The following is a 16,584-nucleotide window of genomic DNA, read 5'->3' as shown; positions in this document are numbered from 1 at the left end:
ATTAGCTCATATGTAAGCCACCGTTGACTGAGAAGTCAGCACCAGTAGCAAAACCCGCATCTTCAGAGGCTAACCAAGAAACAATCGAAGCGATTTCTTCTGGCGTACCCAAACGACGCACAGGAATGGTTGATACGATTTGCTCTAACACTTCAGGACGAATCGCACGCACCATCTCCGTACCAATATAACCCGGAGATACTGTATTAACGGTCACACCACGGCTTGCCATTTCTTGCGCTAAAGCCATCGTAAATCCATGAATACCTGCTTTGGCTGTGGAATAGTTAGACTGACCAAACTGACCTTTTTGACCATTCACAGAACTGATATTAATGATACGACCCCAACGTTTTTCATACATAGAATCAATCACTTGCTTAGTCACATTAAAAAGACTATTCAAGTTAGTATCCATCACAGCTGTCCAATCTTCAAGGCTCATTTTACGGAATACGCCGTCACGTGTGATACCTGCATTATTAACAAGTACATCCACATTACCGTGTTCTTCTTTTACTTTATTAAATGCCGCAACCGTAGAATCCCAATCAGACACATTACCCACAGAAGCATAGAAAGTGAATCCTAAAGCCGCTTGTTCGTCTAGCCATTTTTGATAATTACGGCTTGGTCCCGCACCTGCAATCACCTTAAAGCCGTCTTTGGCTAAACGCTGACAAATCGCAGTACCAATACCACCCATACCACCGGTCACATAAGCAATTTTGCGACTCATTTTGTATCTCCTTAAGATTTTTATATCAATAAAATTAGTTTAACATTCAACTATTCTTTATGCTTGACTTATTTATAGCGCACACTTTTACTCTTAAATAAGTCGTAACTTTTATTGCACCGCTCGTACTTTTACATAAGCACCGGGAGCATCTACCGTCGGTTTATATTGACGATTCCCTAAGGTTTTCTTAGCACGCACCTGCTTACCTGCTCGCTCAGCAATCCATGCATACCAATCCACCCACCAGCTACCCTCTTGACGTTCGGCATCTTCAAGCCACTGCTCAGCACTCAAATAACCGTCATCATACTCATATTCGTTTACCCAATGATGACGTTTTTTCTTAGCTGGTGGATTAACAACACCAGCCACGTGTCCAGAAGCACCTAAACAAAACCGTACATCACCAGTCAAAATATCATTACTTAAATAAGCCGATTTCCATGGCACGATATGATCATCTTTAGAAGCATATAAATACGTATCCATATCTAATAGGGCTAAATTCAAAGACTCACCCGCTACCGTTAAATAATTTTCTTTTTTGAGATTATTTTCTAAATAGGTATGACGCAAATACCAAGCATAGAACGGTCCGGGTAAATTCGTACTATCCGCATTCCAATAAAGAATATCAAATGGAACTGGCGTCTCACCCTTGAAGTAATTATTAACGACATAATTCCAGACAAGCTCATTGGGGCGTAAAAAGGAGAATGTCGTTGCTAAGTCCTTGGCAGGCATTAAACCACCTAGCCCAATTGTCTGCTCACGCAACGCCACACTTGCCTCATCCACAAAGACATGCATAATACCTGTATCGGAAAAATCCAAGAAGGTCGTCAGTAAGGTCATACTATTGGCATAATCTATACCTCTAGCCTTGGCAACCGCTAACGCTGTCGCCAACATTGTTCCACCTACGCAGAAACCTAGCGTATTAATCTTATCCTTTTGACTAATCTCAGTGACCGCTTGTAAAGCACGCAGTACCCCATTTTCAATATAATCATCCCATGTATATTGCTCGGGTTGATCGATATCATTGGGTAATGGATTACGCCAAGACATCAAATAAACGGTATGTCCCTGCTCAACAGCCCCTTGTACAAACGAATTGTCTTTTTGTAAATCAAGAATATAGAACTTATTAATACAAGGCGGTACGATGAGCAACGGAATCTCATATACAGATTCTGTCTGAGGAGCATATTGAATTAACTCAAAAAAGGCATTTTTATAGACCACCTTACCCGGTGTTACCGCTAAATTGCCACCTACCTCAAAAGCACTTTCGTCTGTTTGTGTAATTCGCCCTTTTTGTAAATCCTGTAAAAGATTATGCAAACCCTTTTGCAAAGACTCACCCTTTGTTTTCTCAAACGTAGCTAAAGCATCCGCATTAAGAGCAAAGAAATTAGAAGGAGCCATGGCATCTAGCCATTGATGCATAGAAAACACCAATTTATCCTTGGCCTCTTGATCCATCTCTAAATGCTCAACCATCTCGGAAATCTTTTGAGCAGATAATAGATAAAGATGAGCTAAACTCAGTAACTGTGGGTTCTTCTGCCATGCCTCACTACTAAATCGTCTATCCGTCAAGGCAGGCAAAGACCCATTAGCTACTTGAGTAAAAACCTTTTGAAAATCCTCCATAAAACTCTTTTGCATGGTTAAGTATTGCTCACTCATTCCAAGCAAAGGAGCCATCCACATCATTAATGGGGAATCGTCTTTTGGCGCAGTCATCTCATTTCTCCTTTACATCCTGCCAGATTACCGAATTTCTCATCCGTTGAAAATAGGGATTTACCTTGACAACCTCCCTACTCCAAAGAAAGTGGCTTACCGCAAAAATGCCCTAAATAGTTTTAATCTTCAATATATGCTATCGTCACCATACGACCTGTTGGATTGGCGCGACGATAAGAAAAATATTTATTTTCTTGCAAATACGTGCATTCATAACTTAACTCAACCTGCTGAACACCACTTTGTTTTAACTTATAGTGCGCGATACTCGGTAAATCAGCGAAATATTTACCTACCCTTTCACCAGTTTTAAAAAACACCGCAAGCGCAGAATCCGTTGCTGCAAATGCCTCATATACTTCTGCACCCACCTCAAAAACTGCTGGTGAAATAGCTGGACCAATCCATGCCTGAAGAACCGAGTCTGGAAATTGTGCTTGCATTTGTCGAACTAATTTTTCGAGTATCCCTGCTTGTAAACCACGCCAACCCGCATGTGCAGCACCAATAATACGCCCCTCACTATCCGCTACCACTACAGGCAAACAATCCGCCGTCATAATCGCTAATACGCGCCCTTTTTGGGTGGTGATGGCAGCATCTGCTGTCGCTGGGTACTGAAAAAACTTATCCGCATTCAATACCTCCGTACCGTGAACTTGATTAAGCCATAACGGACGACTAGGTAAAACGGCAGTCAAGGCATCCCGATTAGCTTGTGCATGCTCTGCCTTATCACCACAGTGTAAGCCTAGATTAAACTTATCATAAGGGGCTTCGCTCACGCCCCCCGTCATATCACGTGTTGTTGTACCATAACGTACATTTTTCCATGCTTTACCAGTCACTAACTCCTCTAGGCACATCTTTACTCCTCCCAGCGAATCATATCAATTAAGGACTGCATATCCTCAGGAATTGGCGCTTCAAACTCAACCTCTTCTTCACTCATCGGATCCACAAAACGCAAACGATAGGCGTGCAACATTTGCCGAGCGACATCAATATGACTACCGTATAAACTATCACCCAATAAAGGATGACCTAAAGCGCTCATATGCACACGAATTTGATGCGTTCTACCTGTTTCAAGACGGCATTCAATCAAACAAACCCCTTTTTCTGCTTTCTTATCTTTATAAACACCTAATTTTAAAGATGTGTAATGCGTCAAAGCTGGTTTTGGTGCAATAGGCTTTTCAACTGACATTCGCACAGGTACTTTTGAATCACGACCAATAGGCAAATCAACCGAACCTTCAGCTAGCATTGCCCCTTGCGCTAAAGCCATATACCGTCGCCCCATCGTACGTGCTTGTAACTGACGTACCAAGTGTGTTTGAGCTATTTCTGTCCTTGCAACGACCAAAAGACCTGATGTGTCTTTGTCCAAACGATGCACAATCCCTGCTCGCGGTACTGTTGCTAGTTCAGGATAGCGATATAGCAAACCATTTAATAAAGTACCATGCCAATTACCCGCACCGGGATGCGTGACCAAACCAGCGGGTTTATTCACCACAATCCAAGCATCCGATTCTGCCACCACAGCAAACTCTACAGGTTCAGGAATAAATGCCTTACTTTGCTCACTTTCTTGTTCTAATACCGAGATAACATCACCCGGACCAACAATTTGCTTAACTTTGGCAGGCTTATCATTAACAGTGACAAAACCATCCTCAATCCATGTTTGCAATCTTGCTCGTGAATGCTCAGATAATAACTGAGCCAAGATTTTATCCAAACGATCCGCTTTAACATCACGTTCCAAACGAAATACAATAGGCTCTTGTTGCTCAAACTCATTATCGCTTACCAAAGAAAGATTTTGCTCTGACATAAAATTACTCACCCACAAACCTTGTGGAATAAAATATTAAAAATAACGCATATTGTAGAACCTAATGTTACTTAATGCGAAGAAAATCACTATAATACCTTGTCTAATGTTATCATTAGCGTTATCTTTCATTTACCTATATTAATATTTGCTATGAAAAGACTATACAAAAGTAGCCTGATTCTTCTCAGTACTGCCGTCATTGCTGGTTGTGGCGCATTCAAAAATGATGTGGATGAGACCAAAGGTTGGACTGCCCCTCAAATTTATGAAGCCGCTCGCGAAAGCGTACGTGAAGGCGAATGGAAGTCAGCACGTCGCTACCTTGCTGCGGTAGAAAGCCGTCACCCTTATAGCTCTTATGCACAACAATCGCTGATTGATTTAGCTTATGTAAACTGGAAAGATGATGAGCCAGAACAAGCGACTGCTGCGATTGATCGTTTCTTAGCACTTTATCCTAATCACCCTGGTACAGACTATATGCTCTACCTCAAAGGTATGGTGACATTTACACCACCTAGTGCTTTCTTAACAAGCTACACTGGTCAAGACCCTAGTGAGCGTGACCCTCGCGGTTTACGTCAGTCTTATACCGCATTTAAAGAATTAGTTGAACGTTACCCCGAAAGCCGTTATGCCAATGATGCTCGTCAGCGTCTGGTGTGGTTAGTCAGTACCATTGCTGATAACGAGGCGAATATTGCTGAATACTACTATATCCGTAATGGTTATGTAGCAGCGATTAACCGCGCACAAGGTGTTCTTCGCGAATTCTCTGGTGTCCAAGCAGCTGAACGTGCTTTATTCATCATGATGAAATCTTACGAAGCATTGAATATGACCGAAGAAGCCAATGACGCTAAGCGCGTGCTTGACCAAAACTTCCCTGATAGTAAATATTATAAGCAAGGTTTAACAGCACAAACTTCTTGGATGGATTGGTTCTCACCAAAAGGTTGGTTTAACTAGTTCTCCTACTAACGCATCTCGTTGGACAAACACCATCTGACAGTAAATTAAAAAATGAGCCTCTACTAACAGAGGCTCATTTTTGATTTTTCTCTCTTGATAATAACAATGCACAATATCAAGAAAATAACAAAAATATCTATTTCATTTTACCAATAGTCTATGATGTCGTTGGTTCTGACCAAAAATCCAAAGCCACCTGCTTATTCTGCGTACGATAAAAATTCGGCAAACTATTCCACAACAGCTTACTATATCGCTGACTCACTAAACGCTCATCACCAATAATCAATACCCCACAATCATTTTCTGTACGAATCAGACGTCCAGCCCCTTGCTTTAAGGCAATGGTTGCCATAGGAATTTGAATCTCCATAAAAGGATTCCCTCCTCGCTTACGGCACTCATCAATCCTTGCCTCTAACACAGGGTCATCAGGAGGTGCAAACGGTAATTTATCAATCGCTACCAAGGTTACTAAATCGCCAGGGAAATCCACGCCTTCCCAGAAACTTGCACTGCCAATAAGAACCGCATTACCCTCTTGTCTAAACTTATCAACAAGTACACGATGAGCTGACTCACCTTGCCTTAATACTGCCCGATTAATACCTACCTTATCAAATGCCTCTAATAATAAATCGCCCAATACCTCAACCGCTCGCAGTGTTGTGCAAAGTATCAATACCCCTCCTGGTGTACGCTGAATAAAAGGCACTAACAAATCAATAAACTTTTGTTCGTACATAAAGTCTTTGACATGAGGTAAATCACTAGGCACATACATCACCGCTTTTTCTGCATAATTAAACGGTGATTCCCAAGACTGACACGTCGCATTAAACAAACCTAATTGCGCTTGAAAATGCGTAAACTGCTTATTCACAGATAAAGTGGCCGAGGTTAAAATCCACGACTGATCGGGACGTTTAAAATTAGCGAAATTCTTTACGGATAGAGGGGCACGACTGAAGCGTAATTGTTGTGTACCAAACTCAACCCAACGGACATAAGTGTTTTTGTCCTCTTTCTCATAATGCTCAGGATAAGTCCATTGATGGAGAATAACATGATAACTATGTAATCGCTTATATACTTCTTGTAAATCAATATGGTGTTCAGCTACTTGTCCCAATACTCGCGACAAGGTATCTATATGATTAAGTAAATTATCCAATTCACTCAAAAAGCGCTCTGGGTTAGGTAAGGTATCAAAAACGGCCTTTTTACCGGGCATATCTTCAATATCACGTCCCTCTAACCGTAACTCCAAACACGAGTGCTTCACCAAATTACACAGTTTTTCCCAGTCAGCCGAACTTTTAACATGCGTTGTCGCATGAATAAGAATTTCCTTTTGAACTCTATCAATATCACTCAATGATATCGTACTACCCAAAAACTGTGTCGCCACATCAGGTAATTGATGAGCCTCATCAAAAATAACTACATCAGCCACTGGCAGTAAATCAATATCAGCCTCTTGTCGCAAGGCAATATCGGCAAAAAATAAAGCATGATTAACCACCACGACATCCGCATCTCTGGCATTAGCCCGTGCTTTTGCGACAAAACACTCATCAATATAAGGACAATCTTTATTTAAGCAGTTTTCCTTTGTCGAGGTAACGCGAGACCAAATAGAAGCACTATCCGGTACTTTAGCACAATCCGATTTATCGCCTGTCTGTGTTTTTTGGAAAAAAATCTTAATCTCTTTTAAATGCTCTGCCTCTTGCTGATTCTTGAGCTGAGCATGTTCATCATCCACTAACCGTTTATAGTGAAAATGACAAAGATAATTACCACGCCCCTTCAGTAAAGCGATATGAATAGGCAAACCCAATGCCTTTTTAATCATCGGAGCATCTTTACGAAAAAGCTGATCTTGTAGAGCACGCGTCCCTGTCGAGACAATCACCTTACGCAAAGACGCAAAAGCTGGCACCAAATACGCCCATGTTTTACCTGTACCCGTACCAGCTTCAGCAATGAGAATCGAGTTTTCATGCATCGCCTGCTCAATCGCAAGAGAAAGCTCCACCTGCGACTGACGTAACACATAGCCTGGCTGCGTATCAGCAAGATTTCTTTCAAAAAAGTCACGCACATCAAGGCTTAACATAGAAAATGACTCAAGAAGACGATAAAGAGCCTATATAGTATCAAATAAAACTATTAAAAAATGCAAACTAGGACTTTTTTATCCATTTTATACAGTATTTTTATACAGTGTTTTTAGGTATAATGTCACCTTTATTAAATTAACTCCCTTTGATAAGACCATGAGTATAGTAAACGAAACAATTGATGAAAACCGTATTATCGAACAGCTTGCGACTGAGTTAAACGTCCGTCCCCAACAAGTCGCAGCGACTGTTGAGCTCATCAATGACGGTGCCACCATTCCTTTTATCGCCCGTTATCGTAAAGAAGTGACTGGTGGTCTTGATGACACTGTTCTACGTAACCTCGAAGTTCGTCTCGTGTACTTACGTGAGTTAGAAGCACGTCGTCTAGCCATTATGAGTTCTATTGTCGAACAAGGCAAAATGACCGATGAGTTACAAGCTCAAATCTTAGCAGCTGACTCCAAGCAACGACTCGAAGACCTTTATGCTCCTTATAAACCTAAGCGTCGTACACGCGCACAAATCGCCAAAGAAGCTGGTTTAGAGCCGCTTGCCGATGCGATTTTGACAGATAAAACGGCTGACCCGATGGTACTGGCTGCAAGCTATCTCAATCCCGAACATAAAATTGAAGATGCTAAAACGGCTCTGGACGGCGCTCGTGATATTCTCGCTGAGCGTTTCTCTGAAGATGCGGATCTATTAGCCGATATGCGTAATTATCTCCAAAAAGCAGGCTATCTGTATTCCAAAGTCATTGAAGGCAAAGAACAAGAAGGGGATAATTTCCGTGATTGGTTTGATTTCTCAGAAACCATTCGCACACTCCCCTCTCACCGTATACTGGCCTTATTACGTGGTCGTACCCAAGGTGTGCTAGATTTGCGTGTTGGTCTTGACCCAGAACAAGATGCTCTCACGCCTCATCCATGTGTTATTCGCATTAGTGACTTCCTCGGTTTAGATGCAGAGTACAATATTGATGCTAGCCCTCGTGGTCGTTGGTTAGCTGAGGTTTCTCGTTGGACATGGCGCGTCAAACTTCTCCCCTCATTCGAAACAGAAATCATTACTCAATTACGCGAAAAAGCAGAAGAAGATGCGATTAGCGTTTTTGCGGCTAACTTAAAAGATTTATTACTTGCCGCACCTGCAGGTCCAAAAGCAGTGCTCGGTCTTGATCCTGGTATTCGTACAGGCGTCAAAGTCGCTGCCATTGACCCAACAGGTAAGTTACTCGAAACCACCACCATTTATCCTTTTGAGCCACGCCGTGATGTCAGCGGTTCAATCAATACACTATTGGCTCTAATTGCCAAACATCACATCGAACTCATTGCGATTGGTAATGGTACTGCTTCTCGTGAGACAGAGAAACTCGTGGGTGATTTACTCAAATCCATCCCTGATGCCAATGTGAAGAAAATCGTTATTTCCGAAGCAGGTGCCTCGGTCTACTCTGCCTCAGAATTAGCAGCTAAAGAATTCCCTGACCTTGACGTAAGTTTACGAGGCGCTGTTTCTATCGCGCGTCGCCTCCAAGACCCACTTGCAGAACTCGTCAAAATCGAACCTAAAGCAATTGGTGTCGGTCAATATCAACATGATGTCAATCAGCGCGAATTAGCACGTTCACTCGATGCGGTTATCGAGGATTGTGTCAATGCCGTGGGCGTAGATGTCAATACGGCCTCTGCGGCTTTACTCAGCCGTGTATCAGGTCTAAATGCGACACTCGCCAAAAATATCGTCGAATACCGTGATACCAATGGTCGTTTTACCAATCGCAAAAAACTGATGGACGTCTCACGTTTTGGGGCTAAAGCTTTTGAACAAGCCGCAGGTTTCTTGCGTATTAATGACGGGGACAATCCTCTTGATGCCTCTGCGGTGCACCCAGAAGCTTACCCTGTTGTGGAGCGCATTGTGAGCAAACTACAACAAGACGTTAAAACCATTATCGGTCAAAAAGATGCCCTCAAAGGTCTTTCTCCAGCCGATTTTACCGACGAGAAATTTGGCGTTCCTACCATCCGTGATATCTTTAGCGAGATTGAAAAACCCGGTCGTGACCCACGTCCAGAGTTTAAAACAGCAACCTTTAAAGAGGGTATCGAAACCATTAACGACCTCGTTGTCGGCATGATTCTCGAAGGAGTCGTTACCAATGTGGCTAACTTTGGTGCCTTTGTCGATATCGGCGTTCATCAAGATGGTTTAGTTCACATCTCTGCACTATCGGAAACCTTTGTCAAAGACCCTCGTGATGTCGTCCGTGTGGGTCAAATGGTCAAAGTCAAAGTACAAGAGGTGGATGCTCCTCGCAAACGTATCGGTCTCACCATGCGCCTAAATGATGACAGCCTACCGATGAAACGTGGCGATAGCCCGTCTGCACCACGCCGTGAGCCTAATCGCCAGCGCGATGAACGTAAAGGCGCTGAACCCGCAGGACTAGGAGCGATGGCCGCTGCCTTTGCTAAGCTAAAACGCTAATGACTTAGTCTCATTTTCTGCAAAAAAAGCCTTCACTGCTCACACAGTGAAGGTTTTTCTATTTTATGTTTTAAACAACTCACTAACGAGAGATTTTAGTTCTGCTATATCCTACCCCAGCATCAATCTCACCGTAAACCTCAACTTTAGAGCCACTACCTCGTATACCTGCTCCACTATTTCCATGCGCTTTCCCACCTTGATGTCTATACCCCTTAGTATAGCCTTTAGGACCATTACCCTGAGCATGACCATATGCACTATTGCCTGGGTATCCCGAATAGCCACCCCGAGGGTGAACTACACAAGCACTTACGCTCACCGCCAACGCACCCACTACCATTAATTTTGTCATTGTTTTCATGATAAATTCCTTCTGTTCATACGTATGAAGGTATATTAACGAAAAACTAATGTTTTGCTTGTTAATAAACGTAAGGGATATTTCAATTGGTTGGTGTTCATTGCTCGCTTTTCTTATAAAAAGAAAACCTACAAAATCTCCAACTTAGCCACTCCCAATGCTAAGGTCTTTACGCCTACATTCTGGAATACTATCTGTGCCTGAGCTTCTGCGCCTTGCCCCACTAGATTAATAATCATACCCTCACCAAATTTAGCGTGCGCCACTCGTTGACCTACTTTAAAAAGTTGTGCCCCCACTTGTACGCCACCTGACATACCGGCAAACATCGCACTTTGACGTTTTGGCTCATTCGTAGCTCGTCCAGCTCCCTGACGGAAAGCAAATTCCGAGCGCGTAAAGCCACTCTCTTTGAGTTTGGGTGATAGCCACTTGGTATGCTCCTCAGGAATTTCGTCCAAAAACTGCGAACGCGTCGTATATTCCGTCTGTCCATAAAGCATACGTTCATGTGCCGCAGATAAATATAAGCGCTCTCTTGCCCGCGTAATCGCCACATACATTAAGCGACGCTCTTCTTCCAAACCATCATCTGCCACAAGACTATTACGATGAGGGAAAAGTCCTTGCTCTAGACCCGCCACAAATACCACATCAAACTCTAGCCCTTTTGCTGCATGAATAGTCATCAGTTGTACGGCATTCTCACCATGCTTAGCTTGATTATCACCCGCCTCTAAACTCGCATGACTTAAAAACATCGCTAACGCCGATGTTTGTTCTGGAAATGCTTGATCTTCTGAAGCACTTAAACTCACCAATTCGGCAGCTGATCGCCCTTCAAAAGACTCTTCTGAACAAAAAACCTGTGCCGCATTAACCAGCTCTTGCAAGTTTTCTAGGCGTTCTTCACCGTCACGCTCACCTTTATAAAACTGCTCAATCCCAGCATCATGCATAATTTGCTGAATAAGGTCTGGCAAACTCAATATCTTTGCCATGTCAGACAATCGCTTAATCAAGCCAACAAATTCCGCCAGTTTTGTCGCTGGAGCGCCTTTTAGTGCCCCAATCCCTAATGCCAAGCTACAACCAATTTGTGTGGCCGCATCGGTTAAGTTCTCTAAAGTTCTCGCACCAATACCACGCGCAGGGAAATTCACTACCCGTAAAAAAGACGTATCATCATCTAGATTATGAATCAAACGCAAATAAGCCAAGACATGCTTAATCTCTTGTCGTTCAAAAAAGCGTAATCCCCCATAAACCCGATAAGGCAGCCCAACACTAAAAAAAGCATGCTCAATAGCGCGTGATTGTGCATTACTCCGATAAAGCACCGCAATTTGCTGATAATCGATTCCGTCGCGAATTAAGCTTTTGGCTTCGTCCACAATCCACTGTGCTTCAGTTCTATCATCACTTAACTCATTAATCCGCAATAACTCGCCGTCACCACGATCGGTCCAGAGATTTTTCCCGAGACGCTCGGTATTATGCGAAATCAGTGCATTGGCAGAATCCAAAATATGATTGTAAGAACGGTAATTTTGCTCTAGACGGATGATATTACCTTTAGCATAATCCTGCTCATAGGCACGCATATTGCCTACATTAGCCCCACGGAAAGCATAAATAGACTGATCATCATCACCTACCGCAAACATTGCATTATGCTGCCCAGCCAAGAGACGTAACCATTTATACTGTAAATCATTGGTATCTTGAAACTCATCAATCAGAATATGCTTAAAACGACGTTGATAATGCTCACGAATCAGCGCATTATTTTTAAGGAGCTCAAACGCACGCAATAACAGCTCGGCAAAATCCACCACCCCTTCTTTATCACATTGGTTTTGATAAAGCGCATATAGCTCTACACTACGCGCCTCAAAAGGATCATGAGGAATAATATCATCTGGACGTAAACCTCGTTCCTTACTGCCATTAATAAAATTTTGAATATCCTTAGGAGGGTATTTATCCGTATCCACATTATGGAATTTCAACAGCCGCTTAATTGCTGATAACTGATCTTGAATATCCAAAATCTGAAAACTCTGCGGTAGTCCCGCATCACGATAATGCGCTCGCAATAGGCGATTGCATAAACCATGGAAAGTCCCTACCCACATCGCTCGCGTATTAATAGGTAACAGGCTACTGATACGCGTCAGCATCTCCTTAGCCGCTTTATTGGTAAACGTTACCGCTAGAATACCGCCAGGACTGACTATCCCCTGTTCCATTAACCACGCCATACGCGTCGTTAATACCTTGGTTTTACCACTTCCAGCGCCCGCTAAAACTAAAACGTACTGCGCATCGGTCATGACGGCAGTACGTTGTTCAGGATTTAATTGTTGAATATCTATCATGCAGCGTATCGACGTAATCGAAGAGCAAACTCTTCTAAACTCTGCACACCACTTTGTTGAGCTTGTTGCAACCAATGACGTAGGTCTTGCAGTAATTGCTCCGTACTTGCCGTCGAACTACTCCATACTCGGAATAACTCCTCACGCATTGCAACTAACTGTGCTAATGCTTTATTCTGACTCAAGCTCTCTGCAAGCTCCGCTCTCTGCGCCTCATTTAAGCCTTGCTCAGACTGGGTAATGTGCTGTGAAATAAAATTTAACTTCGCTACTTCAGCCTTAGCCTCTGGATTTCTTTGTAGACGAGCCATCTCTTGTAATGCCGTCTGCTTTAATAAAGAAGCATAACGCGTCATAATCTCGTAGCGATGTGTAATGATACCATGCAGCGTATTTTCTGTGACCTCTTCTTGCACTTGCTTAGCTAATTTTAATTTAGGTGCGACCTTTTTCACCTCTGCCAAACGGAAGAATTTTAAGATTGAAATATACATCCAACCAATATCAAACTCATACCATTTGCTAGAGAATTTAGCCGATGTACCATACGCATGATGATTATTGTGTAACTCCTCACCACCAATCAGAATACCAATAGGAACTAAATTCGTACTCGTATCTGGACTCGAGAAATTACGATAGCCCACATAATGACCTAAGCCATTAATCACACCTGCTGCCCAGAATGGAATCCATGCCATCTGTACTGCCCATACACACAGACCCATCGCCCCAAATAGTGCGATATCAATCACGAGCATAGACAAAATACCTAATGACGGATGCTTAGAATAAAGATTATTCTCAATCCAATCATTGGGCGTGCCATGGCTAAAACGCTTAATCGTCTCTTCATTAAGTGCTTCATCACGATACAACTCCGCCCCACGCCATAAAACACGGTCAATACCATAAATCACCGGTGAGTGAGGATCGCCTTCTTTTTCACATTTCGCATGGTGTTTACGGTGAATCGCTACCCATTCACGCGTCACCATCCCTGTGGTCATCCATAACCAGAAACGGAAAAAATGCGAAACGATAGGATGTAAATCCAAACCACGGTGAGCTTGACTACGATGGAGATAAATCGTGACCGCCGCAATCGTGATATGCGTCAAAATAAGGGTAATACCAATCACTTGCCAGACATTAAGTTGAAGGAGACCAGCAGCGACAAAATCGAGAATAGATTGCATAAATTTTCTTTTTAAAACAAGCGTTTAAATATTAAAACAGTGTATGAAAAAGATATTAGCACAAATCGAGAGGGAATAGATTATTTCAGTATTATTTAAATTGTTACCGTTCAACCCAATTGTTACTATCCCTCTCAAATGAAGGTGAATTATCTTATGACTTGAATATTTCTACAGATATTGCTAGAATGCTCTCTTGTTCGGGGCGTAGCGCAGCCTGGTAGCGCACTTGCATGGGGTGCAAGGGGTCGCGAGTTCGAATCCCGCCGCTCCGACCATACTACTTCAACACATCATTCACACTTCTCCCTCCCCCTGAAGCTTTTTCTAATACATCGTCATTTCCCCTAAAAGCCAGCACCAACTGCTCTGCCTTTCCCTATTTCTTTTCATGCTATTCAGGTTTACAATAAAACCTTTCATGAGTAGGAAAATCAAGATGGCTGACTTAAGCAAAATCACCTGTATCGAAGACTTACGCAAAGTGGCAAAACGTAAAGTACCAAAGATGTTCTACGATTATGTAGACTGCGGATCCTATACAGAATCCACGTATCGTGCTAATAGCAGTGATTTTGAACAGCTAAAATTCCGCCAACGTGTTGCCGTTGATATTTCTCAACGCAGCACGAAGACCAGTCTATTAGGTGAACAAGTAGCAATGCCGCTAGCAATTGCACCAACAGGTATTACAGGAATGCAACGGGCTGACGGTGAGATTCTCGCTGCCAAAGCCGCTGAAGCGTTTGGCGTTCCTTTTACCCTCTCGACCATGAGCTGTTGTTCTATCGAAGATATTGCCGCCCACACGTCACGCCCATTTTGGTTCCAACTCTATATGATGAAAGACCGCGACTTTATGGCTCGCCTTATTCAGCGTGCTAAAAAAGCAGGTTGCTCAGCACTGGTCGTTACCCTCGATTTACAAGTCTTAGGCCAACGTCATCTCGATATTAAAAATGGCTTATCGACCCCCCCCAAGCCTACCCTACGCAATCTGCTCAACCTCGCCACCAAACCCGAATGGTGCTGGCATATGCTCCAGACCAATCGCCGTAGTTTTGGCAATATTGTCGGTCATGTCCCCGGCGCAGAAAACCTTTCTGTCTTAGCCAAATGGACAGCCGAGCAATTTGATGCCTCTTTAAACTGGAATGACCTCGCGTGGATTAAAGAGCAATGGGGGGGTAAAATTATTCTAAAAGGCATTCTTGATGCACGCGATGCCGAAAACGCAGTTCAATACGGTGCAGATGCGATTGTCGTTTCTAACCATGGTGGTCGCCAACTAGACGGTGCGCCTTCAACCATTGCTGCCCTACCAGCCATTGTCGAAAAAGTTAAAAGCCTCAATAGCACCATGGAGATTTATTTGGACGGTGGCGTACGTACCGGACAAGACATTCTACGTGCCTATGCTCTCGGTGCCGATGCTGTGATGATTGGACGAGCCTTCCTATTCGGTTTAGGCGCATACGGACAGGCAGGTGTTTATCGCGCACTTGAGCTTTTACAAAAAGAACTTGATGTCAGCATGGCATTCTGCGGACATACCGATATTCAGCAAGTGGATAAAGAAATTTTAATCGTGCCTGAGGGGTTTGGGAAAGTTTAACTACAACACCAACTGCATACCATCCTTAGCTAAATACACGTCAGGGGGCAAAGCCTCAGGATACTCCATCAGATACGCATCGACTCGGTGATCAATATGCGTGAGAAAACCTTGCTCAGGCGACAACTGCGCCAATATCGCTAAGGCCTGTGTCAAATCATTATGATTACGTGGCTGGGTGGCTGGTGGATAAGAACAATCGACGATAGCGTATTTCAATGGTAAGGCACTTAAAAACTGCATGACATCATCAGCCAAACCACAAGTATCCGTTAGGTAAGCCAAATTCTCACCAGCAAATGTGGAAATTAAATAACCGACAGTCGGTTTAGAATGCTGTAAGGGAATCGCCATCACCGAAAAGTCTGGAAAGCGTTGAGTATCAAATGGCGAAAAGCCCGGCTGGAAATCTAAAATCCCTGAGTTTTTATATAAGTCTGCAAAGCCTACTTCGTCGATGGGTCCGTAGACAGGGATTTTTAAGCCAACACCCCAGCGCAAGTGTAATAAGCCTTGCGCATGGTCAGCATGGTAATGCGTTTGTAAAATCCCTTTAAGCTCATGTGGGGCAAAACGAGTCGTCAAATCCATCAAGCCGCTATCGATAAGCCACTTACCATGTGTATTTTCAAGCATGGCACTACAAGGACGGCGCACCCAAGACTCATCGCTTCTCGCTCGCTGGCAAGCTGGGCAATCACAGTTATAAACAGGGACTTGAGAAGAACTGCCTGTCCCGAGGAAAGTAAAGGTTGTCATTAATCAGGATATTTAATAGCAAAATAAACCATCACCGCCGTAATAATACCGGCAACAACCACAATAGTAATTAACGCTGAAGTCATTAGGTCACTCCGTTTTGATAAGGTATGAGAATATCACTAAACAAACCGATGCGATAGCTAATTCAATAGCCTCACTATCGGTAATCTTAGAATATCCCGCTAACTTTACGGTAATACTGATTATAGCAGATGATGTCAGCATATCTAGAATGCTCGCTAAACTCTTTCTCCTCTCCATCGTAGGAAACACCAATCGATAAAACGTGTTTTTCTTCTTCACGCCCTGCCATCTCGTTCTTT

Annotated in this window: 13 protein-coding genes and 1 tRNA gene; 4 read left to right on the top strand and 10 right to left on the bottom strand. The window is 43.2% G+C overall.

The window, feature by feature from the left end:
• Position 1 precedes the first annotated feature (1 nt).
• The 4 genes from phbB to HKX39_RS05540 form a co-directional block, all read right to left on the bottom strand.
• The gene (gene phbB, locus HKX39_RS05555) at positions 2-739 is read right to left on the bottom strand and encodes an acetoacetyl-CoA reductase (RefSeq protein WP_171680339.1); all 738 of its coding nucleotides are present in this window, start codon (positions 737-739) and stop codon (positions 2-4) included.
• 111 nt (positions 740-850) lie between these two features.
• Positions 851-2,494, bottom strand: coding sequence for a PHA/PHB synthase family protein (locus tag HKX39_RS05550; protein WP_246226071.1), 1,644 nt, complete (start codon positions 2,492-2,494; stop codon positions 851-853).
• A gap of 122 nt (positions 2,495-2,616) precedes the next feature.
• Positions 2,617-3,363 (bottom strand): peptidoglycan editing factor PgeF, encoded by a 747-nt coding sequence (pgeF, locus tag HKX39_RS05545; RefSeq protein ID WP_171680338.1) that lies wholly within the window; start codon positions 3,361-3,363, stop codon positions 2,617-2,619.
• Between the two features lie 2 nt (positions 3,364-3,365).
• Positions 3,366-4,340, bottom strand: a complete 975-nt coding sequence (locus HKX39_RS05540) for an RluA family pseudouridine synthase (protein ID WP_171680337.1) — start codon at positions 4,338-4,340, stop codon at positions 3,366-3,368.
• A gap of 153 nt (positions 4,341-4,493) precedes the next feature.
• Here HKX39_RS05540 and HKX39_RS05535 point away from each other — a divergent pair, with 153 nt between their 5' ends.
• A complete protein-coding gene (locus tag HKX39_RS05535; RefSeq protein ID WP_171680336.1) occupies positions 4,494-5,312 on the top strand; it encodes an outer membrane protein assembly factor BamD in 819 nt (272 codons plus the stop codon).
• 160 nt (positions 5,313-5,472) lie between these two features.
• Here HKX39_RS05535 and yoaA read toward each other — a convergent pair whose 3' ends face one another.
• On the bottom strand, positions 5,473-7,437 hold the full coding sequence (gene yoaA, locus HKX39_RS05530; protein WP_171680335.1) for a DNA repair helicase YoaA: 1,965 nt from the start codon (positions 7,435-7,437) through the stop codon (positions 5,473-5,475).
• 160 nt (positions 7,438-7,597) lie between these two features.
• Here yoaA and HKX39_RS05525 point away from each other — a divergent pair, with 160 nt between their 5' ends.
• Entirely contained in the window at positions 7,598-9,940 is a 2,343-nt protein-coding gene (locus HKX39_RS05525; protein WP_171680334.1) for a Tex family protein, read from the top strand.
• Positions 9,941-10,022: 82 nt separating this feature from the next.
• On the opposite strand, the gene HKX39_RS05520 is transcribed toward HKX39_RS05525, so the two are convergent.
• The 3 genes from HKX39_RS05520 to HKX39_RS05510 all read right to left on the bottom strand — a co-directional run bounded on the left by HKX39_RS05520 (position 10,023) and on the right by HKX39_RS05510 (position 13,884).
• The gene (locus HKX39_RS05520) at positions 10,023-10,304 is read right to left on the bottom strand and encodes a hypothetical protein (RefSeq protein WP_171680333.1); all 282 of its coding nucleotides are present in this window, start codon (positions 10,302-10,304) and stop codon (positions 10,023-10,025) included.
• A gap of 128 nt (positions 10,305-10,432) precedes the next feature.
• Positions 10,433-12,682, bottom strand: a complete 2,250-nt coding sequence (locus HKX39_RS05515; protein WP_171680455.1) for a UvrD-helicase domain-containing protein — start codon at positions 12,680-12,682, stop codon at positions 10,433-10,435.
• Positions 12,682-13,884, bottom strand: coding sequence for a DesA family fatty acid desaturase (locus tag HKX39_RS05510; protein ID WP_171680332.1), 1,203 nt, complete (start codon positions 13,882-13,884; stop codon positions 12,682-12,684). Before HKX39_RS05510 ends, HKX39_RS05515 begins: the two co-directional genes overlap by 1 nt.
• A 201-nt stretch (positions 13,885-14,085) precedes the next feature.
• Between HKX39_RS05510 and HKX39_RS05505 the strand changes: the two genes are divergently transcribed.
• Both HKX39_RS05505 and HKX39_RS05500 read left to right on the top strand, forming a co-directional pair.
• A tRNA-Pro gene (locus HKX39_RS05505) sits at positions 14,086-14,162 on the top strand.
• 161 nt (positions 14,163-14,323) lie between these two features.
• Positions 14,324-15,499 (top strand): alpha-hydroxy acid oxidase, encoded by a 1,176-nt coding sequence (locus HKX39_RS05500; RefSeq protein ID WP_171680331.1) that lies wholly within the window; start codon positions 14,324-14,326, stop codon positions 15,497-15,499.
• Here HKX39_RS05500 and phnP read toward each other — a convergent pair whose 3' ends face one another.
• Positions 15,500-16,258, bottom strand: coding sequence for a phosphonate metabolism protein PhnP (gene phnP, locus HKX39_RS05495; RefSeq protein ID WP_171680330.1), 759 nt, complete (start codon positions 16,256-16,258; stop codon positions 15,500-15,502).
• Between the two features lie 172 nt (positions 16,259-16,430).
• Entirely contained in the window at positions 16,431-16,574 is a 144-nt protein-coding gene (locus tag HKX39_RS05490) for a hypothetical protein (protein WP_171680329.1), read from the bottom strand.
• Positions 16,575-16,584 lie beyond the last annotated feature (10 nt).

The sequence above is a fragment of the Pelistega suis genome, from assembly GCF_013133795.1.
GTDB classification, from domain to species: Bacteria; Pseudomonadota; Gammaproteobacteria; order Burkholderiales; family Burkholderiaceae_B; genus Taylorella; species Taylorella suis.
Note: the sequence above shows the minus strand (reverse complement) of the source record. Positions and strands in the feature narration are given on the sequence as shown.